Origin of the sequence: Streptomyces massasporeus (assembly GCF_014648995.1) — a bacterium.
GTDB lineage: Bacteria > Actinomycetota > Actinomycetes > Streptomycetales > Streptomycetaceae > Streptomyces > Streptomyces massasporeus.
Window position 1 is genome coordinate 247,831 of record NZ_BMSE01000005.1, and the last position, 22,911, is coordinate 270,741.

18 protein-coding genes are annotated in these 22,911 nt (G+C 73.5%); 6 read left to right on the forward strand and 12 right to left on the reverse strand.

What is annotated here, in order from left to right:
* Positions 1-64 precede the first annotated feature (64 nt).
* From IE153_RS14850 to IE153_RS14860, 3 genes are all read right to left on the reverse strand, one after another.
* Positions 65-2,884, reverse strand: coding sequence for a beta-L-arabinofuranosidase domain-containing protein (locus IE153_RS14850; RefSeq protein ID WP_189590175.1), 2,820 nt, complete (start codon positions 2,882-2,884; stop codon positions 65-67).
* 128 nt (positions 2,885-3,012) lie between these two features.
* Positions 3,013-3,708: an HAD family hydrolase gene (locus IE153_RS14855; protein ID WP_189590176.1), complete on the reverse strand. Its 696-nt coding sequence runs from the start codon at positions 3,706-3,708 to the stop codon at positions 3,013-3,015.
* 19 nt (positions 3,709-3,727) lie between these two features.
* Complete coding sequence (locus tag IE153_RS14860; RefSeq protein ID WP_189590177.1) at positions 3,728-4,204, reverse strand: Lrp/AsnC family transcriptional regulator; 477 nt, start codon at positions 4,202-4,204, stop codon at positions 3,728-3,730.
* A 210-nt stretch (positions 4,205-4,414) separates the two neighbouring features.
* Here IE153_RS14860 and IE153_RS14865 point away from each other — a divergent pair, with 210 nt between their 5' ends.
* Together IE153_RS14865 and IE153_RS14870 are read left to right on the forward strand one after the other, a co-directional pair.
* Entirely contained in the window at positions 4,415-5,905 is a 1,491-nt protein-coding gene (locus tag IE153_RS14865; protein ID WP_189590178.1) for an FUSC family protein, read from the forward strand.
* A 790-nt stretch (positions 5,906-6,695) separates the two neighbouring features.
* A complete protein-coding gene (locus tag IE153_RS14870; protein ID WP_189590179.1) occupies positions 6,696-7,730 on the forward strand; it encodes a lactonase family protein in 1,035 nt (344 codons plus the stop codon).
* 149 nt (positions 7,731-7,879) lie between these two features.
* On the opposite strand, the gene IE153_RS14875 is transcribed toward IE153_RS14870, so the two are convergent.
* From IE153_RS14875 to IE153_RS14890, 4 genes are all read right to left on the reverse strand, one after another.
* Positions 7,880-8,803, reverse strand: a complete 924-nt coding sequence (locus tag IE153_RS14875) for a sirohydrochlorin chelatase (protein WP_189590180.1) — start codon at positions 8,801-8,803, stop codon at positions 7,880-7,882.
* A 110-nt stretch (positions 8,804-8,913) separates the two neighbouring features.
* The gene (locus tag IE153_RS14880; protein ID WP_189590181.1) at positions 8,914-9,900 is read right to left on the reverse strand and encodes an N-acetylglucosamine kinase; all 987 of its coding nucleotides are present in this window, start codon (positions 9,898-9,900) and stop codon (positions 8,914-8,916) included.
* On the reverse strand, positions 9,897-10,574 hold the full coding sequence (locus tag IE153_RS14885; protein ID WP_189590182.1) for a uracil-DNA glycosylase: 678 nt from the start codon (positions 10,572-10,574) through the stop codon (positions 9,897-9,899). The genes IE153_RS14880 and IE153_RS14885 overlap by 4 nt, the downstream gene beginning before the upstream one ends.
* 88 nt (positions 10,575-10,662) lie before the next feature.
* Complete coding sequence (locus tag IE153_RS14890; protein ID WP_189590183.1) at positions 10,663-11,820, reverse strand: WD40/YVTN/BNR-like repeat-containing protein; 1,158 nt, start codon at positions 11,818-11,820, stop codon at positions 10,663-10,665.
* Between the two features lie 201 nt (positions 11,821-12,021).
* Here IE153_RS14890 and IE153_RS14895 point away from each other — a divergent pair, with 201 nt between their 5' ends.
* Positions 12,022-12,606 (forward strand): Rv1733c family protein, encoded by a 585-nt coding sequence (locus tag IE153_RS14895; RefSeq protein ID WP_189590184.1) that lies wholly within the window; start codon positions 12,022-12,024, stop codon positions 12,604-12,606.
* Between the two features lie 3 nt (positions 12,607-12,609).
* On the opposite strand, the gene IE153_RS14900 is transcribed toward IE153_RS14895, so the two are convergent.
* Entirely contained in the window at positions 12,610-14,625 is a 2,016-nt protein-coding gene (locus IE153_RS14900; protein ID WP_189590185.1) for a HEAT repeat domain-containing protein, read from the reverse strand.
* A 196-nt stretch (positions 14,626-14,821) separates the two neighbouring features.
* Positions 14,822-16,492: an acyl-CoA dehydrogenase family protein gene (locus tag IE153_RS14905; protein ID WP_189590186.1), complete on the reverse strand. Its 1,671-nt coding sequence runs from the start codon at positions 16,490-16,492 to the stop codon at positions 14,822-14,824.
* A gap of 75 nt (positions 16,493-16,567) precedes the next feature.
* On the opposite strand from IE153_RS14905, the gene IE153_RS14910 reads away from it, so the two are divergent.
* A complete protein-coding gene (locus tag IE153_RS14910; RefSeq protein ID WP_189590187.1) occupies positions 16,568-17,326 on the forward strand; it encodes a PaaX family transcriptional regulator C-terminal domain-containing protein in 759 nt (252 codons plus the stop codon).
* A gap of 83 nt (positions 17,327-17,409) precedes the next feature.
* On the opposite strand, the gene IE153_RS14915 is transcribed toward IE153_RS14910, so the two are convergent.
* On the reverse strand, positions 17,410-18,198 hold the full coding sequence (locus IE153_RS14915) for a pectate lyase (RefSeq protein ID WP_189590188.1): 789 nt from the start codon (positions 18,196-18,198) through the stop codon (positions 17,410-17,412).
* A 392-nt stretch (positions 18,199-18,590) separates the two neighbouring features.
* Between IE153_RS14915 and IE153_RS14920 the strand changes: the two genes are divergently transcribed.
* Positions 18,591-19,886 carry an extracellular catalytic domain type 1 short-chain-length polyhydroxyalkanoate depolymerase gene (locus IE153_RS14920; protein ID WP_189590332.1) on the forward strand — a complete coding sequence of 432 codons (1,296 nt, stop codon included), beginning with the start codon at positions 18,591-18,593 and terminating at the stop codon, positions 19,884-19,886.
* Between the two features lie 34 nt (positions 19,887-19,920).
* On the opposite strand, the gene IE153_RS14925 is transcribed toward IE153_RS14920, so the two are convergent.
* Entirely contained in the window at positions 19,921-21,000 is a 1,080-nt protein-coding gene (locus tag IE153_RS14925) for an NADH:flavin oxidoreductase/NADH oxidase (protein WP_189590189.1), read from the reverse strand.
* 118 nt (positions 21,001-21,118) lie between these two features.
* On the opposite strand from IE153_RS14925, the gene IE153_RS14930 reads away from it, so the two are divergent.
* The gene (locus IE153_RS14930; protein WP_189590190.1) at positions 21,119-21,469 is read left to right on the forward strand and encodes an ArsR/SmtB family transcription factor; all 351 of its coding nucleotides are present in this window, start codon (positions 21,119-21,121) and stop codon (positions 21,467-21,469) included.
* Between the two features lie 6 nt (positions 21,470-21,475).
* On the opposite strand, the gene IE153_RS14935 is transcribed toward IE153_RS14930, so the two are convergent.
* Positions 21,476-22,822, reverse strand: a complete 1,347-nt coding sequence (locus tag IE153_RS14935) for an FAD-dependent oxidoreductase (RefSeq protein ID WP_189590191.1) — start codon at positions 22,820-22,822, stop codon at positions 21,476-21,478.
* Positions 22,823-22,911: the final 89 nt, after the last annotated feature.

The following is a 22,911-nucleotide window of genomic DNA, read 5'->3' on the forward strand; positions in this document are numbered from 1 at the left end:
AAAAAGTTCGGCCGTGTGCGGTGCCCCGCCGGGACACCGCACACGCCCCGGCCCGGGCAGGCGCTCAGGGCCGGTACGAAACCGCTTCCGCCGTCGCCGCGACCTTGTCCGCGTCCGCTCTGCTCAGCAGCCCGGCCGACACCCACGCGTCCACCGTGGACCGCACCCGCGCCACCAGCGCCCCCTTGTCCCGGAACGGCGCCCCGGCCCAGATCTCGTCCAGCAGCGTGGCACCGCCGGACTTGGCCGGGTTGGCGACGCCCGAGTCCCGGCCTCCGAACACGACCTTCGGTTCCGCGCGCCGGAAGTAGGCGTGCGCCGGATCCTCCGTCCCCTCGGCGAAGGGCGCCCACTCGGTCCCGTCCAGCGTGAAGTGCAGCGGCTTGCCCGGCACCGGTGAGAGGGAGTGCGACAGATCGCCGGAAAGCCCGGCGTCGCGGTGCAGCCCCACCTTCAGGTACTCGGTGGCCGCGCTGCGGGCGACCAGGTTGACCGGCCCGTGGAACAGGGTCTGCAGGGACGCGTCGTCCAGCGCCTTCTCCACCCGCGTCCGGAACGGCATGGCGATGCGGACGGTGTCACCGGCCCGCCAGGCCCGGGACACGTCGAAGTAGCTCCCGGGCTTGGGACTCCCCGACACCGCACGCCCGTTGACGGTCACCCGGAACCCGGCGGTCGCCCAGGCCGGCACCCGCAGCCGCAGCGTGAAGGAGGCGCTCCTGCCCCCGAGGGTCAGCGTGCTGCCCTGCTCCTGCGGGAAGCGGGTCGTCTGCGTGACCGTGATGCCCTTCTCCGCCCAGGTCAGCGTGGACGCGCTGTACAGGTTGACGTACAGCGCGCCGCCGTCGGCCTTCGCGAAGTACACCGAGTCCTGGTACTTCGTGGCGCTCTCCATGCCCGTGCCCTCGCAGCAGGTCGTTCCCTGCTTGGGCGTGTAGTCGCGGACATGACCGGGCGTCAGCCCGATGAAGTACGTGACGAGCGGCTTCTCCGCATCCGGCTTGTCCTGCTTGGAGCCGAGTACCTGGTTGTACAGGGCCCGCTCGTAGTAGTCCATGTACTTCGGGTCCTGCTCGTGGAAGAACAGGGTCCGGCTCAGCTTGAGCATGTTGTACGCGCAGCACGTCTCGGCGGTGGTCGCGCTCAGGGTGCCCGCGATCACGTCCCGCGCCTTCCAGAACTCCCCGGTGCTGGTGCCGCCGATGCCGTACATGCGGTGCGGGACGACCATGTCCCAGAAGTTCTTCGCCGAGGTGAGGTAGCGCTGCTCGCCGGTCTCGTCGTACAGCCGCGCATAGCCGGTGAAGATCGGGATGTGCTGGTTGGCGTGCAGCCCGTCGAGGATGTCGGTGTTCGCGGCACAGGCGTCGATCAGCCGGTCCAGGTCGAACAGCCTGGCCAGCGCGAGGTGTTCGGCCTTGCCGGTGATCGTGTGCAGATCACAGACCGCCTCGACGATGCCGCCGAACTCGCCGCTGGAGAAGATCCCCCACATGCGCTGGAGCGTGGCCTCCGGCAGCTTGGACAGCCGGGAGTGCATCCAGTCGCACATGCCGGACGCGAGGTCGAGTGCCCGGTCGTCGTCCGTGGCGCTGTACGCGTCGAGCAGACCCCTGAGGATCTTGTGCGCGGTGTAGTACGGCGCCCACACCTTGGTGTAGTCGGAGGTGGTCCTCGACTCCAGGTCGATGAACTGCGTCTCCGGGTACGCCGCGAGGAACCCGGGGTGGCTGGGCCCGCCCCAGGTGCGGCGCAGGGTGGCGGTCAGGCCCCGGCCGGAGCCGTCCGCGAAGGTCCCGCCGGCCGTCTCGTCGAAGGCGTACGACGCCAGATCGCCCCGGCCCGTCGAGGCGTCGGCGGCCCGGTGGCTCTGCAACTCCGTGATCTCGGTAGCGGTCAGCGCTCGCGAGAAGACGTTGAACTCCTCGAAGGCGCCCGCGAAGACCGGGTCACCGGAGTAGTTCGAGCGGCCCAGCCAGTTGTTCTTGAGCGTGCCGAGGGCCGCCGGGGTGAGGCTCATGGCGGTGTTGCGCGCCACGGCGGTGCCGTTGACGTAGAGGATGCCGGTGCCGCTCGCGATCGTGACCGCCAGATGGCTCCACTGGTTCAGCGGCAGCGCGGCCGTGCCGTCGAGGCCCTGCTCGCCGCCGGCGCCCGACGTGGTGACGGCGAAGCGCGGCACCCCGGCCTGATTGCGGGCGGCCAGGTACAGATAGCGGTCCGTGCCGTTGCCGAAGTCGAGGATCCGTGCCCAGGCGGCCTCGTGCGTCGGCCGGACCCAGGCGGAGAGCGTGACCGCCGAGGCCCCTCCGAGCACGGCGGCCGGGAGGTCCACGTACTGGTAGGAGCCCCGGACCTGGTCTGCCGCGCTCCCGAACTTCCCCGCGACGCTCAGCACCCCCGGATCCCGCCGCAGCGCCGCGCGCACCTCGGTCAGCGCCCCGACCATGGTGGCGATCCGGTCGGTGAACACCTGCTCCTTCGTACTCCGGTACGCCTGCGCCAGCATGGTCAGGAAGTGGCCGGTGTAGTGGCCCCGCAGATTGCCGTTGGCCTCGCCGTCCAGCCCCTCCCAGCCGCCCGGCGCGACCGCCCCGCCCGTGGAGAGACCGGCGTTGGCGCGGAACACCTGGAGCAGCCGGTGCACGTCGTAGCCGCGGGCGTGATCCAGCATCAGCTTCCGCTTGTCGGCGAAGACACCCTGCCCGAGGCTCACGTCCTCCAGCCCGAAGGGCCGGACGGCCCAGGCGGATGGGACGTCGGCGGCAGCGGCGCCGGCCGGAGCCGCCGCGGCCCGCCCCGTCGCCGCCTGCGACAGCGCGGGTACGGCCGCGACGGCGGTCGCCGCCTGGAGAAGGGATCGTCTGGAGAGGGGCCGTGCCATATGTGCTCCTCCACGGGTCCACGGTGCTCACGGGTCATCGAGTGGTCGATATCTCGAACGCTGTGCGGATGATCGACCAGACCCTAGGGAGGGGACGCGGGAGCGTCAACGGGTCGGGAGCGGCGAGTTCAGGAAAGGCCGGCCGAGTTCGCCAGCCAGTCGTACGCGGACCGTGCCGTGAACTCCCCCTGACCGCCCGGCAGAAGCAGCCCCGCCGTGGCGAACTCCGGTGCGTCCGCCTGTGCCGGGACGTACGGGATCGCGATGCACCGCATGCCGGCCGCGTGCGCGGCGGCGGCACCCGGGGCGGCGTCCTCCAGCACGACGCAGTCGGACGGTGCCGCGCCGAGCCTGCGGGCCGCCTCCAGGAAGACGTCCGGTGCCGGCTTGCCGTGCGCGACCTCGTCGGCGGAGACCACGGTGTGCAGGTGTGCGTCCAGTCCGGTTCCGGTCAGCACCGCGGCGATGGCCTCGGGGGAGGAACCCGACGCCACGGCCATGGGCGCGCCCTCGGCCGCCAGCAGCTCGACGAAGGTGCGCATCTCCGGGTAGGCGCGCGTGGCGCCGCGGGCCAGCTCCAGGTAGCGGCGGTTCTTGGCGGCGACCAGTTCGTCCACCGAGGCGGGCAGGTCGTAGCGGTCCTTCCAGTCCGCGACCGTCTCCTGCGTGCTGATGCCGACGTACCGCTCGTGGTCCGCCCAGGTGAAGTCCGGGACGCCGTGGTCGGCCAGCGTCCGCCGGCCCGCCTCGTAATAGTTCGGCTCGCTGTCCACGAGTGTTCCGTCGAGATCGAAGATGACCGATATTCCATGGAGCGTGCTCATGGGGCCATGCTCTCAAAGATCATCCGCGGGCCGACCGCCCGATCGACTCCACCAGCGGCAGCATCCGGTGGGGGACGCGCTCGCGCAGGGCGACCTCGGTACGGGTGCGCACCACCCCGGGCATGCTGATCAGCATCTGGACGACGTCCTCCAGATGTGCGTTGTCCCGCGCCACCACCCGGGCCAGCAGATCCCCGCCCCCCGTGATCGAGAACGCCTCCACGATCTCCGGCACCGCCGCCAGCGCGTCACCCACCTCGTCGAGATGCCCCTGGGTGACCTCGATGTGCACGAACGCCAGGACCGGATGCCCGAGCGCGGCGGGGGAGAGGGCCGGGGCCGTGCCGGTGATCACGCCGTCGCGCTCCAACCGGTCGAGCCGGGCCTGGAGTGTGCCCCGGGCGACGCCGAGGATCCGGGCGTACTCGCGCACGCTCGTGCGCGGCTGCTCCAGCAGCAACCGCAGGATGCGGGTGTCGAGCTCGTCCACGGGCATGACGCGTCCTCCTCGTCCGTTGGCTCTGCCGCGGCCGTCCCCCGACCCCTCTGGCTGCGCCAATGGCACAGTCTAGAAGGAGCCGGTTGAGCCAGTGGCCCCCGGGATGCTGATATGGAGGCGTCGATGGCGCTGCGGACCCCGCGGCGCCTTTTTCATGCGTGCGGTCACGCGTGCTCATGGCCGGTGTTGCGAGAGGGGCGGTAAGCGGTGCTGAAGAGGGTGTTCATGGCTCCGGATCCGGGGCGGACGAGGTTGCGGTTCGGCGCGCGGGCCGTGCTCGGCATCACGCTCGCGGTCGCTCTGTGCGGCCTGGCCGGGCACTCCCTCGCGGGTGCCGTCACCGGCGGTCTCGCCGCCCTGCTCGCCCTGTTCACCGTCACCGACGCCACGGTCCGCGGCCAGGCGGTCACGACCGCGCTGCTGCCCGCCGTCGGCCTGCCCGTGCTCACCGCCGCGGCCGAGCTGCACGACCACCCGGTGGCCCGCGACCTCACCTTCCTCGCCGTGGTCGGCGCGGGCGTGTACGCGCGCCGCTGGGGACCGCGCGGGCACAGCCTCGGCGTGTTCGCGTTCATGACCTTCTTCGTTGCGCAGTTCCTGCACGCCACCACCGACCAGCTGCCCCAGCTGTATGTCGCGGTCCTGCTGTCGGTCCTCGCCGCCGCCGCGGTGCGCTTCGGCCTGTGGTGCTACGAACGCCGCCTGCCGCCGCCCGCCGTGCCCGTACCGCCGGGCGGCACCGGCCTGGCCCGGGTCACCACCCGGCAGGCGATCCAGGCCACCGCCGGGGCCGGCTTCGCGCTCGTCGTGGGTCAGCTGGTGTCCGGGCAGCGCTGGTACTGGGCCGTCGGCGCCACCTGGTGGATCTTCGTCAACACCACCTCGCGCGGCGAGACCCTGGTCCGCGGCTTCCGGCGGCTGCTCGGCACGGTCATCGGCATCGCCCTCGGCCTGCTCGTGGCGGTGCCCGTGGACGGCGACCCGGTCGTCACGGCCGCCCTCGCCGCCGTCTGCGTCTTCGGCATCTTCTACACGGCCGCCGTGTCCTACACCTGGATGATGCTCTGGGTCACCCTCCTCGCCGGCCTGCTCTACGGCCTCCTCGGCGTGCTCGGCCCCGGGCTGCTCGCCCTGCGGCTCGCCGAGACCGGCGTCGGGGCGCTCGGTGCCGCCCTGGCCGTGATCCTCGTCCTGCCCGTCACCACCCACAGCATCACCGACGCCTGGATCCGGCGGGCCCTGGGCTGTGTGCACGCCTGCGCCGTCGAGACCGCCCGGCGCCTGGCGGGTGCGGCGGACGCCGACCCGGCCCCGCGGGTGGCGGAGCTGGAGCAGCTCCTCGCCCGGGTACGGCTCTCGGTCGCCCCGCTCGTGCACCCGCTGAACCCGATGCTCGGCCGCAAGCGCCGGGCCCGGCACGTGCTCGCCCTCCTCGACGACTGCGCCCGGGAGGTCCGCGGCCTGGTCGCGGTCGCCGCCGACCCGGAGGCCTCCCACGACGCGCGTCTGGCCGTGGCCTGCGGACGGGTGGAGGCCGCCGTCGAGGCCCTGACCGAGGGCAGGGACATCGCGGTCCACGCGGACGGCCCGCCCCACGCGGAACCGGCCCTGGCCCACCTGCACGGCCTGGAACGAGCCCTCTCCGAACTGGCCCGCCCCCTGCGCGCACCGTCGGGCTCGCCTCTGGTGGGCGCCTGACGGAAGCGCTCGGCGAGGCCCGGGCGCAGACGGTGGCGAACCCGGACCGGCCGACGGAGCCCGCCGGCCCGCCGTGTGACGGTCGGGCCGGGGAGGGGACGTGGAGCACCTCTGACCCGAGCCGACCGGCACTCTGCGCGGGTTGGCGGGGCGCCTGACGGCGCACTCCCGCCTGGCCCGCAGCGGGCTTCGGGTGACTCGGCCACTGGGCTGTGCACGCGCTGGGCGCCTGGCGGGGTACTCCCGCGCGCCCCGTGGCGGGCTGGGGGTGACTGGGCCGCTCGGCTGTGCGCGTGCTGGGGGGCGTCAGGCGGGGCACTTCCGCGCGGCCCGTGGCGGGTTTCGGGTGACTTGGCCACTGGGTTGTGCACGCGCTGGGCGCCTGGCGGGGTACTCCCGCGCGGCCCGTGGCGGGCTTGGGGTGACTCGGCCGCTCGGCTGTGCGCGTGCTGGGGGGCGCCAGGCGGGGCACTTCGGCGCGGCCCGTGGCGGGTTTCGGGTGACTCGACCGCTGGGCTGTGCACGCTGGGGCGTCAGGTCGTGGGGCACTCCCGCGCGCCCCGTGGCCGGCCGGCCCGTCCGGTGTGCATGCCGCCGGCTGGTGTGCACCCTGGCGGGCCGCTCCGGGCATGGCCCGAGCCTGCCCCGGAGGGCCGGGCCAACCGTCCCGCCAGTACCTACCGCGTCCGGCACGGGTCCAGGCGGGCGAAGCACCCTTGACCGTTTGGTCTAGACCTTGCATGATCGGCTGCGCGGTCATTCCGGGCGGTGCGGGTGAGAGGGGACAGCGGTGGCGGACGGCGGGCGGCGGGCGTACATCGGGTCGTTCACGGCGGCCGGCGGCCCCGGGATCGTGACCGCGGAGGTCGACCCCGGCAGCGGCGCGCTGACCGTGCTGAGCAGCGTGAACGCCGTGCAGGACCCCTCCTACCTGACCCTCGCGCCCGACGGGCGGACGCTCTACGCGGTCAGTGAGACGGCCGACGGCGCGGTGGCCGCGTACCGGGTGGACGGGGACAAACCCATGCCGGCCGGGCGGCCCGTGCTGGTCGGCGGCAGCGGTCCGACCCACCTCGGCCTGTTCGACGACCACGTCCTGACCGCCAACTACGGCTCCGGCAGCGTCACCGCGGTCCCCGTCCGCCCCGACGGCGCCCTCGCGCGTTCCGCGTCCAGCGTGCTCCGGCACAGCGGCGCGGGGCCGCACACCCCACGCCAGCAGGCGCCGCACGCCCACCACGTGCAGCCCGACCCGAGCGGCCGCTGGGTCATCAGCGTCGACCTCGGCACGGACTCGGTACGGGTGTGTACGCTGACGGACGGCGCCCTGGCCCTGCACCGGGAGACCGCTCTGCGCCCCGGCTCGGGACCGCGCCACCTCGCCTTCCACCCGGACGGCTCGCGGGCGTACGTCGTCAACGAACTGAGCCCGTCCGTCACGGTCTGCCGCTGGGACGCCGCGTCGGGCGTCCTGACGCCGCTGTCCGAGACCCCGGTGCTGAAGGGCGCACCGGCGCGCGACGCCTACCCCTCGGGCATCGTCACCTCGCCCGACGGCCGCTTCGTCTGGACCGCCACCCGCGGCGAGGACGTCCTGTCCGTGCTCGCCGTCGAGGGCGCCGAGGGCGAGGAGCTGCGGCTCGTCACCACGGTCCACTGCGGCGGCCACTGGCCGCGCGCCCTCACCGCCTCCGGCGGCTCCCTGTACGTCGCCAACGAGCGCTCCGGCGACGTGACGTGGTTCGCGGTCGATCCGCTCACGGGCGTCCCGCGACGAGGCGGCTCGATCCGGGTGACGGCGGCCTCGTGCGTGGTCCTCGGCTGAGGGTCGAGAGCTGAGGGCCGGGGGCCGCGGGACCGAACGCGCCCGCATCCGGCCCGGGACCCCGGAAGCCCATGAGCCCCCTCCACCGACGGCGAAGGCCCGCTCCGAACCGGAGCGGGCCTTCTCGGCGTCGTGCGCAGCGCCTCGCGTCAGCGGGCCGGCGTGCTCTGCGCCTGCTGCGGCGCGATGCCCAGCGCCGTCGTGTACTTGGCCAGGGCGAGCTTGCCGATCGCCGGGTAGGGGCCGAGCGACTCGGCGGCGGAGCAGCCCGCCTCCTTCGCGGCCTCCTCGATCAGACCCGGCTCGATCTCCGGACCGATCAGATACGGCGCCAGCGCCAGCTGCTGCGAACCCGAGGAGCGCAGCTGCTCGGCGACGGAGGCGATGGAGCCCTCCTGGTCCAGCGCCGCGGCCATCACCGGCACGGCGAGGCGCGCGGCGAGCAGCATGCCGGTGATCCCCGCCGCCTGCACGGCCTCGTCACCGCCCACCGACGCCAGGACGATGCCGTCCGCGGCGGTCGCCACGGTGAACAGCCGGGCGCGGTCGGCACGGGCCAGACCGGCCTCGGACAGCCGCACGTGCAGCGCCTCGGCGAGCAGCGGGTGCGGACCGAGGACATCGGTCAGCTCGGCGGCGACACGGCTCTCCATGAGGGCCTGGCGGACCTGGCGCAGCAGCGCGCTGTCCGGCCCGGCGAGCAGCGGCACGACGACGGCGACGGGACCGTCGGGCATCTTGACGTCCATGCCGGCGGCGCGGGCCTGCTCGAAACGGGCCGTGCGCTCCTCGGCGGTGTGCACGAGCACGGCCTGCAGCGAGGGGAACTCCGCGTTGTCCCCGTCGAGGTAACCGATGCGGGCGTCGAGGCCGGGCAGCTCGGAGCGGGCGATGCTCACGACCTCCTCGGCGAGGCTGCGCGTGGCGCTACTGGGCGTCCCCGGCACGGCGAGGACGAGCGCGGGCGCGCCCTCGGGAGCAACCAGCGGCTCGGGACGGCGGTGCCGTCCGGGCTGGCGGGGGCGCGGCATTCGTACAGGCAGGCCATCCGCGGGCCCAGTGGGGGAACTCATGGCGCCGCATGTTACTGGCTTCTCGGGTTCCCCTGTTCGGGGAGGGTGCAGGTGAGCGGTATCCGTCCTGTTTTGTCTGATGAGTTACTTACGGATGGGAAGCGAACGCATCAATCACCCGAACGGGTGGTCACGGACAGCATTGTCCCGTCACTCGGCAGCATGAGCGAACCGCCGCTCAGTTCGGCCGCCATGCGCACCGAGCCGTGCAGGGGATCACCTTCGGCCGGAACCCGTTGCACCTGTGGCAGCCGCCGCTTCAGTTCCTCGTCCAGAGGGCCGAGCAACGGCTCGCCCAGCTTGAACAGGCCGCCGGTGACGGCGATGCGCGACGCGCCGCCGGAGGGGCACACGGCCGCCGCGGAGTCGGCCATGTGCCGGGCGGCCGCACGCAGGATGCCCGCCGCGACGGGGTCCTCGTCCGCGCAGGCGGCCACGCGGGGCGCGAAGGAGGCGAGCACGGCCGGCCGGTCGGGTCGGGGATACAGCGCGCCGGGCAGCCCCGCCACGGGCCCGAACACCTCCTCGGCGCAGGCCAGCAGCCCGGCAGAGCCGCCCTCACGCCCGTCGTGGGCGCGCAGCGCGGCCTCGAGACCGGTCCGCCCGATCCACGCGCCACCTCCGCAGTCGCCGAGCAGATGCCCCCAGCCGTCAGCCCGCCGCCAGCCGGTGAGGTCGGTGCCGATCGCGATCAGTCCGGTCCCGCCGGCGATCACGGCACCGGGGCGTGGCCCGAGCGCGCCCACATACGCGGTCACGGCGTCGGCGGCCAGCGCGACCCTGCGCACGCCCCACTCCCGGGCCAGGGCGCCCGGCAGTTCGGCGCGCAGCCCGTCCCCCAGCGAGGCCAGCCCGGTCGCGCCGACGACGACGGTGGTCAGCGGCACCGCCCCCGCCTCGGCGGTCAACGCGCGCACCAAGGGGACGAGTCGCGCCATGAAGTGTTCGGGGTCGATGCCCCGCTCTCCGGTGCGGACCGGCTCACTGGATTCCCGCCGGGCGAGCGGACCGCGCTCGGCGGTCCCCACCACGGCCCGGAGCCCGGAGCCGCCGGAGTCCACGGCGAGGAACCCGGAACCCTCCGACACCCCGGTCACGGCAGGCGCCAGTCCACCGGTTGGCCGCCCTGGCGGATCAGCAGGTCGTTGGCCCGGCTGAACGGACGGGAGCCGAAGAAGCCCCGGTCGGCCGACATGGGGGAGGGGTGGGCGGATTCGACGGAGGGCAGATCGCCGAGGAGCGGGCGCAGATTGCGGGCGTCACGGCCCCACAGGATGGACACCAGCGGCTTGCCGCGCCCCGCCAGGGCCCGGATCGCCTGCTCTGTGACCTCTTCCCAGCCCTTGCCGCGGTGCGCGGCGGGCTTGCGCGGGGCGGTGGTCAGGGCCCTGTTGAGCAGCAGTACGCCCTGCTGCATCCACGGCGTCAGGTCGCCGTTGGACGGCTGGGGGAGCCCCAGGTCGGCGTTCAGCTCGCGGTAGATGTTGATGAGGCTGCCCGGCAGCGGCCGCACCTCGGGCGCGACCGAGAAGGACAGCCCCACCGCGTGCCCCGGAGTCGGGTACGGGTCCTGACCGACGATCAGGACGCGTACGTCGTCGAAGGGCTGCTGGAAGGCCCGCAGGACGTTCGCCCCCGCCGGGAGGTAGGTGCGTCCGGCGGCGATCTCCGCGCGGAGGAAGTCCCCCATCGCGGCGACGCGTTCGGCCACCGGTTCCAGGGCCTTCGCCCAGCCCGCTTCGACGATCTCATGCAAGGGTCGTGGTGCCACGGGCGTCACCCTACTGCCGTACGGGCACCGGCGATCAACCAGTGGCCAACGCCTGTAAGCACCCTCACCCCCCTGCCCCGTCCGCGCCTCAGCCGACGACCGCGGCACGCACGCACAGCACGTCCGGCAGATGCGAGGCGAGCTGCTGCCAGCTGTCGCCGTCGTCCGCCGACGCGAACACCTCGCCGTTGCGGTTGCCGAAGTACACGCCCGCCGGGTCGGCGTCGTCCGTGCACATCGCGTCGCGCAGCACCGTGCCGTAGTGGTCCTCCTGGGGCAGCCCCGCGGAGAGCGGCTCCCAGCTCTTGCCGGCATCCGCCGTCCGGTAGACGCGGCACCGGTGGTCGGCCGGGACCCGGTCGGCGTCGGCGTTGATCGGGAACACGTACGCCGTGTCGCCTCTGTGCGGATGCGCCGCCACCGCGAAGCCGAACGTGGACGGCAGGCCCTCGCCGATGTCCGTCCAGTGCGCGCCCGCGTCGTCGCTGCGGTACACCCCCCAGTGGTTCTGCAGATACAGCCGGTCCGCGGTGGCACCGTCCCGCGTGACCTTGTGCACGCACTGGCCGAACTCGGGGTTCGGGTCGGGCAGGAACACCGCCGAGACACCCGAGTTGGACGGCGCCCAGCTCGCGCCGCCGTCCAGCGTGCGGAACACGCCGGCGGTCGAGACGGCGACCGTCACCGCCTTCGGGTCGCGCGCGTCGGTGAGCACGGTGTGCAGGCCCTCACCGCCACCGCCCGGCACCCACTTCGACCGCGTGGGGTGCTCCCACAGCGGCCGGACCAGCTCGAACGTCTCCCCCCGGTCCTCCGAGCGGTACAGCGCGGCCGGTTCGGTGCCCGCGTACACCACGTCCGGCTCGGCGGCGGCCGGGTGCAGCTGCCACACCCGCTCCAAGGACGCCCCGGTGTCCTTGGGGAACTTGACCGCCGGGCGGGCGGGTTCGGTCCAGGTCCGGCCGAGATCGTCGGAGTGGAACACCGACGGGCCCCAGTGCGCGCTGTCGCCGCCCGCCAGCAGCCGCGGGGTGCCGGTCCGGGTGTCGATGGCGACCGAGTACACGGCCTGCGCGTTGAAGTAGGGGCTCTCGTCGAACTCCCAGGCGCCACCACCTCGCCGGCGCCCGATGAACAGGCCTTTGCGCGTGCCCACGGCGAGCAGTACCTCGGTCATGCCGATCACCTCCGCGGCGTCGTCCTTGACGCCTTCGTCCCGAACACCGGCCAGTCTGCACCCGACCACTGACAGTCACCTCCGGAAAGAGTTCCGGCGCAGGTCAGCGGGGGTGTCGACGCTGTGGGCGCAGCCTCCCGCAGACCGCCCCCGCAGGGCACCGGCCCGTGGGGACCGTCACGTCGGGTAGGTGCACTGAGCATCCAGGCGCCGCCGTCCGTATGGGGAGAGCGGCGGGATGGTCGTGGGCTCGTGAGGAGGAGGCCTTCGATGGCGTTACGTGGTCCGAGGGTGTGGCTGTGGCGCTGGCGGCGCAATCCGCTCAAGCGCCGCGCCGACAGGGTGGAGGCCTGGGTCGTCCTGGGCGTGTGGCTGCTCACCCTCTTCGTCGGGGTGCTGGCCGGGACGGCGGTGAGCCGCTCCGTGGAGGACGGGCTGGCCCGGGAACGGGCCGAATGGCGCCCGCTCGTGGCGCGGCTCGCCGAGCGCGCTCCCGGGACGGCCTCCGAGAACGGCCACGTGTCCCGGGCCGAGCAGGTGTGGGCCACGGCCCGGTGGACCGCCGCGGACGGCGCCGAGCACTCCGGCCAGCTGCGGGTCCCGGCGGGCAGCGCCGCCGGCGCCCCGGTCACCGTGTGGACGGACCCCGAAGGCCGCCAGGTCACCCGGCCCGTCACCGAGCCCCAGGCCCGCGTACGGGCCTCCCTGATCGGGGGCGTGTCGGGCCTGTGCGCCGCGGTCGTCCCGCTGGGCGCCGGCCGAGGCCTCCGCCGCCGCCTGGAGCGCCGCCGCATCGACCAGTGGGACGCGGAGTGGTCCCGATTCGGCCCGATGTGGGGGCGTACGGCAGGGTGAGGCCTACGGGTGCCCCTGCCCGGCCAGCGCCTCCCGGCACATCCGCAGCAACGCCAGGTCCTCGCCTATGCGGTGGCCGCCGGAGTCGCTGCGATGCCGCCGGGGGGCGGCGAGCTCCGCCCGGAGCACGTCGTGCAGGGGTGCTCCCGCGGGCCCCAGCGCCGAGACGCACTCCGCGATCGTTGTGCGCGTGCGCGGGTGTTCCACCCATGCGGAGCGCAGGACAGGGAGGAACCCCTCCGGTTCCCCGGCCGTGCGCCACACTGCGCACACGGCCGTGGCCCGCGCCCACGCGTCGCCGGAGGCGGCCATCTCGCGCAGCCCGGGCAGGGCCGGACGCGCCGCCGCGCCCAACCGCCCCAGTACGGCCGCGGCATGGGGTCGCTGGCCGCTCCCGGTGTCCGACAACTCCCGCAGCAGTACGGGCAGCACGGCGTCGGCGTCGCCCGTGACCGACCACAGCGCGTCGGCCGCCGCGACCGCGTTGTCGGTGCCCAGCAGCCCGCGCAGCTCCGGTATCGCCTCGCGCGCCGCGCCACCGAGCACGCCGAGGGCACGGACCGCCGCCGCGGTGACGGCGTCGCGCTGCCGCGCACCGTCCGGCATGCCCCGCAGCAGACGCAGCACCGCGGGCATGGACTCGACGTCGCCCAGCGCGGCGAGAGCCGACAGCAGGGGAACGGCCCGCTCGCGGACATCGGACGCGTCGAGCGGCACGCGGGCGAGCCGTCGCCGCAGCGCCGGGGCGAGCGGAACGGCCGCGCCGCCCAAGTGAGGTATCACCAGACCCAGATCGTTCGGGACGACCGGGCCGGCCAGCACCTCCGACAGCACCGGCACGGCCCGCGCGTCCCCGGCCCCGGCCAGTGCCCTGAGCGGACCGCCCAGGGCCGGCGCACCCCGCTCCGCGTGCCGTATCCGGAGCTCGGGACGGTACGTCACCAGCGCGTGGAGGGGGTCGGCGGCGGGCGCGGCCAGCGCGAGGAGCTCCACCAGGACGGCGACCGCAGCGTCGTGCAACCGGCCCTCCTTCGCGCCCAGTTGGTTGCCGATGAGGACGACCGGCTCCGCGTGGCCGGTACGCCACTCACGGATCAGCCCGGCCGACATCCACACACCGTTGCACCGGTCGAGGGGATCCGGGCTGGTCAACTGCCCGCACAACAGGGCGACCCGGTCGGGCACCCGGCTGCCGAGCGCCGAGTGCAGGGTCCGCAGCAGCCGGGCCCCCTCCTCGTCCGAGGGGCGCAGCCGCCGCAGCCGGCCGGCGAGCGTGTCCGGGCCGGAACCCTCGTACGGGTGCCCCGCCCGCCCTCGCTGCTCGGATCTGTCCCTGAGCAGGCGGACGACGGTCGGTACGAGATCGGCGGGGAGCCGGTCCTCGGCACACCCCGCGAGCTGCCCGAGTGCGGCGAGCCTCAGGCCGGGGCCGTGAGGGGGCCCGCTCAGCTCGGTCAGCAGGCGCACCGCCTCGGCGGTGTGGGCGGCATCGGCCGGGCGGTACCGCCGCGCGAACAGGCCGAGGCTCTCCGCCAGGGCGAGCAGCACCCGGTCGTCCCGCTCCACGGTGATCCGCTCCCGCACCAGGGCGAGCACGCGCGCCGGCCGGCCGAGGAACCGCACCAGCGCCCCGGCGGCTGCCCGGCGCACGCCGGGGTCCGCGTCCCCCGCGAGCCGTTCGAAGACGTCGGCACGCGCTCGCAGGGCGTCCCGGGCGCTCGCCGCGGGACCATCGGGGGCATCGTCGATGTCACCGATGCTGACGAGGAGCTCCACCACCTCCGCCCGGTCCCGCACCTCCTCACGGCCGACGAGCGCGAGGAGAAACGGAACACAGGCGAGTGTCGAGTCGTAGACCCCGCCCTGGTGGTGCACCGCGCCGTACATCCCGTCGAGCGCGGTCTGTCGCTCGGCCGGGTCGGCGGAGGCCAGTCCCCGCAGTAGTCCGGGCACGTCCTCCGCGCTGCCGTACGCATGGCGCAGCGAGGCCCAGTCGACCTCGTCGATCCCCCTGAACACGGTGTCCTCCCCCAGGCGAACTGCCAACTGACGGGGAGTCTGCACCACGGCACTGACAACGAAGCGGAATCGGGCGATGACTGTGCGCGAACTGTACGCACGATGGCTTGAGTTCGAGTCGGCCCCGCCCCGGCGCGCCGACCCCGCCGACCACCCGGGGCCCGCGAGGCCGCCCGGCGTCAGCCCGCCCCGCGCCTCAGCCCTCGCCGCCGGGCAACGCCCGCTCCACGATCGCGTCCAGGCCCGCCGACTCCGGCAGCGTCCCGAATGCGTGCCCCCAGTCGCCCCCGAGCCGCGTCGCGCAGAACGCGTCGGCGACCGCCGGCGGGGCGTGCCGCACGAGGAGGGAGCCCTGGAGGGCCAGCGCCATCTGCTCCACGAGACGCCGTGCCGTCGTGGGAGACGCCGCGGACAGCCCCGTCCTGAGCCGCGTCACGGCCGCGTCCAGCCGGGCGTCCGCGCCCCGGGCGAGGGCGAGCTCCCCGAACAGGGCCTCGGCGGTGCCCGGTTCACGGCTCAGCGCCCGCAGCACGTCGAGGGCGTTGACGTTCCCCGAGCCCTCCCAGATCGACAGCAGGGGTGCCTCCCGGTAGTGCCGGGGCATGCCCGAGTCCTCGACGTAGCCGTTGCCGCCGAGGCACTCCAGGGCCTCCGCGGTGAAGGCCGGGCCCCGCTTGGTCACCCAGTACTTGCCGACGGCGGTGGCGATCCGGCGGAACGCCGCCTCACCCTCGTCCCCGCGGATCGCCCGGTCGGCCGCCCCCGCCAGCCGCAGGGTGATCGTCGTGGCGGCCTCCGACTCCAGCGCCAGATCGGCGAGAACGTTGCGCATCAGCGGCTGGTCCACGAGCCGTGCGCCGAACGCGCTGCGGTGGCGCGCATGGTGCGCGGCCTCGACGAGCGACTTGCGCATCAGCGCGGCCGACATCATCACGCAGTCCAGCCGCGTGCAGTTGACCATCTCGATGATGGTCTTCACGCCCTGGCCCTCCGCCCCGACCAGCCAGGCCACCGTCCCGTCGAACTCGGGCTCGGAGGAGGCGTTGGACCGGTTGCCCAGCTTGTCCTTCAACCGCTGGATGCGGAACATGTTGCGGGTCCCGTCGGGCAGCACCCGCGGTACCAGGAAACACGACAGCCCGCCCGGTGCCTGCGCCAGCACCAGGAACACGTCGCACATCGGCGCCGAGGTGAACCACTTGTGCCCGCGCAGCGTGTACACCCCGGGCTCGGCCGTGGGTGTGGCCGCCGTGGTGTTCGTGCGGACGTCGGAACCGCCCTGCTTCTCGGTCATCCCCATGCCCGCCAGCAGCCCGCGCTTCTCCGTGGGCTCCCGGAGGACGGGGTCGTACTCCCGGCTCGTCAGCAGCGGTTCGTAGAGCTTCGCCAGCTCCGGCTGCCTGCGCAGCGCCGGAACGGCCGCGTAGGTCATCGACGTCGGACAGCCGTGCCCGGCCTCGGTGTGCCCCCACACCAGTCCGCCCGCACTGCGCACGACATGGGCGCCGGGCCGGTCGTCCGCCCAGGGCGAGGCGGCCAGGCCCTCCCCGATCGCCGTGCGCATCAGGTGGTGCCAGCTGGGGTGGAACTCGACCTCGTCGACGCGGTTGCCGTACCGGTCGTGCGTCCGCAGTTCCGGCTCGTGCCGGTTGGCCAGGTCGGCCCACTCCTGCGCCTGGGCGCTGCCGGCCTGCCGGCCGAGCCGCCGCAGGTCCTCCTCGGCCCACCCGGCGCCCTCCCGCCGCAGCCCCTCCAGCAGGGCCGTGTCGTCGGAGGCGTCGTAGGGGGTGAGGGGCGGGGCCTGGTTGGTGACGTCGTGCGTTCCGGCACCGCCGTGCGCCCGCTGTTCGTCCAGTGTCGAGACCATGCCGTGAGTGTTGCACTGTGACTGCGACCGCAGCAATCCTGCAACATTGAATTCCGCCGCGTACAGTACGTGACCATGCCGATGAACGTCCCGGCGCGGTCCGGCGCGCTCGACCTGCGTCCGCTGTCCGCGCGGTCGGTCGTGCTGAGCCTGCTCCTCGGCACGCATCCCCCCGAGCTGCCGGTCAGGGAACTGGTGCGGCTCGTGGAGGGCTTCGACGTCGGCGGCTCGACCCTGCGGGCCGCGCTCAGCAGGATGGTGACCGCGGGGGACCTGCGGCGCACGGACGGCGGCTACCGCCTCAGCGACCGGCTGCTGGAGCGCCAGCGCCGCCAGGACGACGCCGTGCACCCGCGCACGCGCGCGTGGGACGGCGACTGGGAGATGGTCGTGGTCACCGCGACGGGACGCGGCCCCGCCGAACGGGCCGACCTGCGCACCCGGCTGAGCGCCCTCCGGCTCGCCGAACTCCGCGAGGGCGTCTGGCTCCGCCCCGCCAACCTGACCCGCGCCCTGCCCGGTGACCTGGAGCGGGTGGTCCAGCGCTACACCGCCCGCCCCGACGGGCCCCCGGGCGCATTGGCCGAAACGCTGTGGCCGCTGGACGCCTGGTCCGCCACGGCCCGGGCCCTGCTCGACCACATCGCCGGCGCTCCCCGCCCGGCCGACCGCCTGACCGCCTTCGCCGCCGTCGTACGGCATCTGCTCGCCGACCCCGTCCTGCCGCCCGGACTCCTGCCCGCCGACTGGCCCGGCGCCGGACTGCGCGCCGCCTACACCGACTACCAGCGGGAGCTGGTCGGGGAGGTGCGCGCACGGGTGCGCGGCACCTGACGCGGACGGCCGTGCGCAGCGCCCGCAGAGACGCTCCGCACGGCCGCCTTCACCGTGGGGGGAGGATGATGACCTGCCCGGGACTACCTGTAGGTGACGTCCGAGGTGGAGTAGAGGCAGTTCTTGCTGTCGGGTCCGGAGCCGACGGCCGTGTTGTTGTTGTACTTCTGGCAGGGCACGACCTTGCGGCCGGAGTCGTTGCGGATCGTGATGTTCCGCAGCGTCGCCACGTCGTTGCGGTTGACGTTGATGCCGACGAGCCGCGCGGTGGAGCCGGTGCCGGTCACGTCGACGGTGTTGAGGTTGACCTTGCGGGTGTACTGCGTGGAGCAGTCCCCGCACGAGCGGTACAGCGTCTTGAACTCCTGCACCGCGAAGTTGGAGATGGTCAGCGTGCCGCCGCCGTTGTGCTGGAAGACCTTGTCCGCGGCCTTCTTCGCTCCGCCGCCGATCACCTGGTAGGTCGCGCCGTTGCCGCCGCGGAAGGTGGCGGCGTCCTCGCCGACGTCCTCCCACCAGACGTTCTGCAGCGTGCAGCTGCCCTCGCAGTGGATGCCGTCGGCCGCGGGGGCGCCGAGGATGACGTTCTTCAGTACGGCGCCGTCCGCGAGCTTGAAGATCGGGTCCTGACCCTCCTCCTGGCCGTCACCGGCCAGGTCTCCGGTGCCGTAGTACCGCTTCATCCCGTAGTCCTTGGTGCCGGACACGGAGATGGTGGAGGAGGTGCCCTGGCTGCCGTTGGGGGTCGGCCAGGTCGCGGCGCTCGCGGTGGGCGCGTTGGTAGTCATGATCATGCCAACCGAAAGGCCGAGGGTGGCCAGTGCGCCGGTCAGTGCGCGCCTGCGGGCGCGCGGGCGTGTCGCAGAAGTCATGTCCCGATTCCTTCTGTCGTGGGGGTGGAGGCGCTTCGGGCTCCCGCGGAGCCCGAGCGTCCCGTCGGGGGGCGTGCCTTCATCGAGCTGGGGTCATGTGAGTGAACATCGTTCAGCCTGCCGTCCGATACGAGCCCCTATAGGGGTCCGTTCGTGTCAGCGGGTCACACTGTTGAACGGAACGTAGGGGGCAAGCGCTTTCTAGTCAACGGCTCGCGCAGAACACATTCGGCCGCTCCTGGTCAGGGTGATGTCGGCGTGGGAGCGCTTCCATGAAAACCATGTCCATGTCACCATGCCGAACGGATGCTTCCTGAACCGCACCTCACGACGGAAGGAACCCGGACGTGACTGCCACCCCCCACCCCACGGTGCCGAGACGCCTGCGGTCGATGCTCCTCGCGCTCGTCGCCGCGCTGCTGCCGTTACTCGCGGCCACCGCGCTCCACGCACCCGCGGCCGCCGCGGGCGAACCCGCACGCGGTGCCGCCCGCGCGGGTGCCGTCCCCGCCGCCGCCCTCACCGAGGTCACGAACTTCGGCACGAACCCCAGCAACCTGCGCATGTACCTGTACGTACCGGAGAGCGTCACACCGAAGCCGGCCGTCGTGGTGGCCGTGCACTGGTGCACCGGCTCGGGCCCGGACATGTACAACGGCACCGAGTACGACACGCTCGCCGACCGCTACGGATTCATCGTGCTCTACCCGTCCGTCACCCGCAGCAGCAAGTGCTTCGACGTCTCGTCACCCCAGGCCCTGCGCCGAGGCGGTGGCAGCGACCCCGTCGGCATCAAATCGATGATCGACTGGACCACCCGGACCTACGACGCGGACACCGGCCGGATCTTCGCCACCGGCATCTCCTCCGGCGCGATGATGACGAACGTCCTGCTCGGGGACTACCCGGACGTGTTCGCGGCGGGCGCCGCCTTCTCCGGCGTCCCGTTCGGCTGCTTCGCCACCACCGACGGCTCCGAGTGGAACAGCGCCTGCTCGGGCGGTTCGGTGACCCGCACCCCGAAGGAGTGGGGCGACCTGGCCCGGGGCGCGTACCCCGGCTACACCGGTGCCCGGCCCCGGATGCAGATCTGGCACGGCACCCAGGACGACGTCCTGCGCTACCCCAACTTCGGGGAGCAGATCAAGCAGTGGACCGATGTGCAGGGCGTGAGCCAGACCCCCACCACCACCGACACGCCCCAGTCCGGCTGGACCCGGACCCGCTACGGCGGCACGGGTGACCGGGCCCCCGTGGAGGCCGTCAGCCTCCAGGGCGTCGGCCACAACCTCTACGCCCAGGGCATGGCGTCCCGCGTGCTCACCTTCTTCGGCCTGGACGGCTCCGGCCCGGCTCCCCAGCCCCAGCCCGGCGCCTGCAGGGTGACGGCCTCGGTGAACGCCTGGAGCACCGGCCTGACCGCCTCCGTGACCCTCACCAACACCGGCACGACAGCCGTCGACGGCTGGAAGCTCGGCTTCACGCTGCCCGCGGGGCAGACGGTCACGGGCGGCTGGGGTGCCACGTACGCGCCGTCGTCCGGGCCGGTCACCGCCACCAACGCCGCATACAACGGCACCATCGCGCCGGGCGCGAGCGTCAGCATCGGCTACCAGGCGAGTCACGGCGGCAACAGCGCCGCCCCGGCCGCGTTCACGCTCAACGGAACGGCGTGCGCGGCCGGTTGACGTGCCCGGGCGGGCGCCGGGCCGGACGGTCGGTTCAGACCGACCGGTGGTACTGGTCCGGCACCCGCACCTCGCCGCCGAGCTCCCGCGCCGCGTGCCGCGCCCACGAGGGGTTGCGCAGCAGCTCACGGCCCAGCAGGACCGCGTCCGCCTCGCCGTTGGCCAGGATCTTCTCGGCCTGCTCGACGTCGGTGATGAGCCCGACCGCGGCGACCGGCAGGGCCGTCTCGTTCTTCACCCGGGCGGCGAAGGGCACCTGGTATCCGGGGCCGGTGGGGATGCGGACACCGGAGGCGTTGCCGCCGGTGGAGACGTCCAGCAGGTCGATGCCGTGGGCCCGCAGATCGGCCGCGAAACGGACCGTGTCGTCCGCGGTCCAGCCGCCGTCCTCGAGCCAGTCGGTCGCCGAGACGCGGAAGAACAGCGGCTTGTCGTCCGGCCACACCTCCCGCACGGCGTCGACGACTTCAAGGGCGAAGCGGGTGCGGTTCTCGTACGAGCCGCCGTAGGCGTCGGTGCGGTGGTTGGAGTGCGGGGAGAGGAACTCGTTGATCAGGTAGCCGTGGGCGCCGTGGATCTCGGCCACCTCGAAACCCGCGGCGAGCGCGCGACGGGCCGCGGCCGCGAACTGCTCGACCACGTCCTCGATCTGGTCGACGGTCAGCTCGGCCGGGGCCGGGTGCCTGTCGTCGAAGGCGAGCGGGCTGGGGGCGACCGAGTCCCACCCGTGGGCGTCCGGGCCGACCGGGGCGCCGCCCTTCCAGGGGCGGTCCGTCGACGCCTTGCGTCCGGCGTGGGCCAGCTGGATCGCCGGCACCGTGCCCTGCGCGGTGAGGAAGCGGGTGATGCGGCGGAACGCCTCGACCTGCGCGTCGTTCCAGATGCCCAGGTCGTAGGGGGAGATGCGGCCCTGCGCCGACACCGCGGTCGCCTCGACGATGATCAGGCCCGTCCCGCCGGTGGCACGGGCGGCGTAGTGCGCGAAGTGCCAGTCCGTGGGGACCCCGGTCTCCGGGCCCTCCGGCGCCGCCGAGTACTGGCACATCGGGGGCATCCACACGCGGTTCGGGATCGTCAGCTCGCGCAGGGTGTAGGGCTCGAAGAGCGCGGTCACGGCGGACTCCATTCGTCACGGGGCCGATGTCGGCTCGTACGATAGGCATCGTAGTACGGTGGATGTCAAACTACGATGGTTCTCGTACTATGGAGTCCCCGAGGAAGTGGAGCCCGCCGTGTCGTCCCCCGCCGTCAGCAGTCGTGACCTGCCGCATCCCGCGTCCGGCGAGATCAGGCTGGAGGACGTTCTGCACGCGCTCTCGGATCCGATGCGGCTGCGGATCGTGCGAGAACTCGCCGGTGCGCCGGGCGAGTTGTCCTGCTCGCACTTCGATCTGCCCGTCACCAAGTCGACCACCACGCACCACTTCCGGGTGCTGCGGGAGAGCGGGGTGATCCGCCAGGTGTACCGGGGGACGGCCAAGATGAACGGGTTGCGGCGGGACGACCTGGACGAGCTGTTCCCCGGGTTGCTGGACGCCCTGCTCGACGCCGCCGCCCGGCAGGCCGCCCGGCTCGGTGGCTGAGCGCCCTCAGGGAGCCTTGCCCGCCGCGGCCTTCAACAGGGACGGCCAGTCCGGGAGTTTCACCACGCCCCGCCCCAGTGAGGCTCCCAGTTCCGCCTCCGCCCGCTCGATCGACTGCCAGCCCGGCCACTCCACCGGGTCGGCTCCCGCCGCGCGCAGCGCCGGGAGGGGGTCGCCGCCGGGCACGGCCCGCACAGCGAGGACCGGCGCGTCCTCCAGGAGCGAGGTCGCCGTCTCCTTCGCGCAGGGGCGGTTCGTGCCGATGACGCCCGTGGGGCCGCGCTTGATCCAGCCCGCCACGTACTCACCCGGGGCGACGGCACCCTCGCGCAGGACCCGCCCGGACAGGTTCGGGACGGTGCCGGTGGCCGGGTCGAAGGGGAGGCCTTCCAGGGGAACTCCGCGGTAGCCCACCGAGCGCAGGACCAGCTGCCCTTCGATGACCTCATGGCGGCCGGTGCCCGTCACGCCGCCCTGGCCGTCCGGGACCGTCCGCTCGAACCACACCGCGCCCACATGGCCCCGCTCGGCGAGCAGTTCGGCCGGGCGGAGGAAGAACCGGAGATGGATGCGGCGCGGGGCGCCCTTCGGGGGAGTCCCGGCCCAACCGCGCAGGACCTCGATATTGCGGCGCTGCGGGGCGGGCAGCGCGGACGGGTCCGTGTATCCCGGGTCCAGGGCCAGCTCCGCCGGGTCCACGACCACGTCCGTCTCCGGCAGGGTGCCCAGTTCACGCAGCTCCTTGGTGGTGAACCGGGCCTGGGACGGGCCGCGCCGGCCCACCATGTGGATCTCGGTGACCCGGCTGTCCGCCAGGGTGGTCAGGGCCGCCTGCGGCATGTCGGTGGAGGTCAGCTCGGCCAGTCCCCGGGCCAGCATCCGCGTGACGTCCACGGCGACGTTCCCCACCCCGATGACCACGGCAGACCGGGCGTCCCGCAGGAAACCGGCGTCCTCGGCGTCCGGGTGGGCGCTGTACCAGGACACGAACTGCGTCGCCGACCAGCTCCCCGGCAGGTCCTCCCCGGGGACGCCCAGATGCCGGTCGGTGGCGGCGCCCACGCAGTACACCACCGCGTGGTACAGCTCCCGCAGCCGGCCGACGGTCACGCCGCCGGGGCCGATCTGCACACCGCCGAGGAACCGGACCCGCTCGTGCTCCAGGACCGCGCGCAGGTTGTTCTGCAGGGACTTGATCTTCTCGTGATCGGGTGCCACGCCGTAGCGGACGAGGCCGTAGGGGCACGGCAGCCGGTCCAGGACGTCGACGCGCACCTCGGAGTCCAGCCGGACGAGGCTCTGGGCGGTGTAGCACCCGCTCGGCCCGGAACCTACGACGGCGACTCGCAGCACGGGGAACTCCTTACCCGGGGGATCCGGCGGATCTCGGGAGAGCGCTGACGCATCCAGCATCGCACCGGCCGGGCTCCGCTGACAGGGTG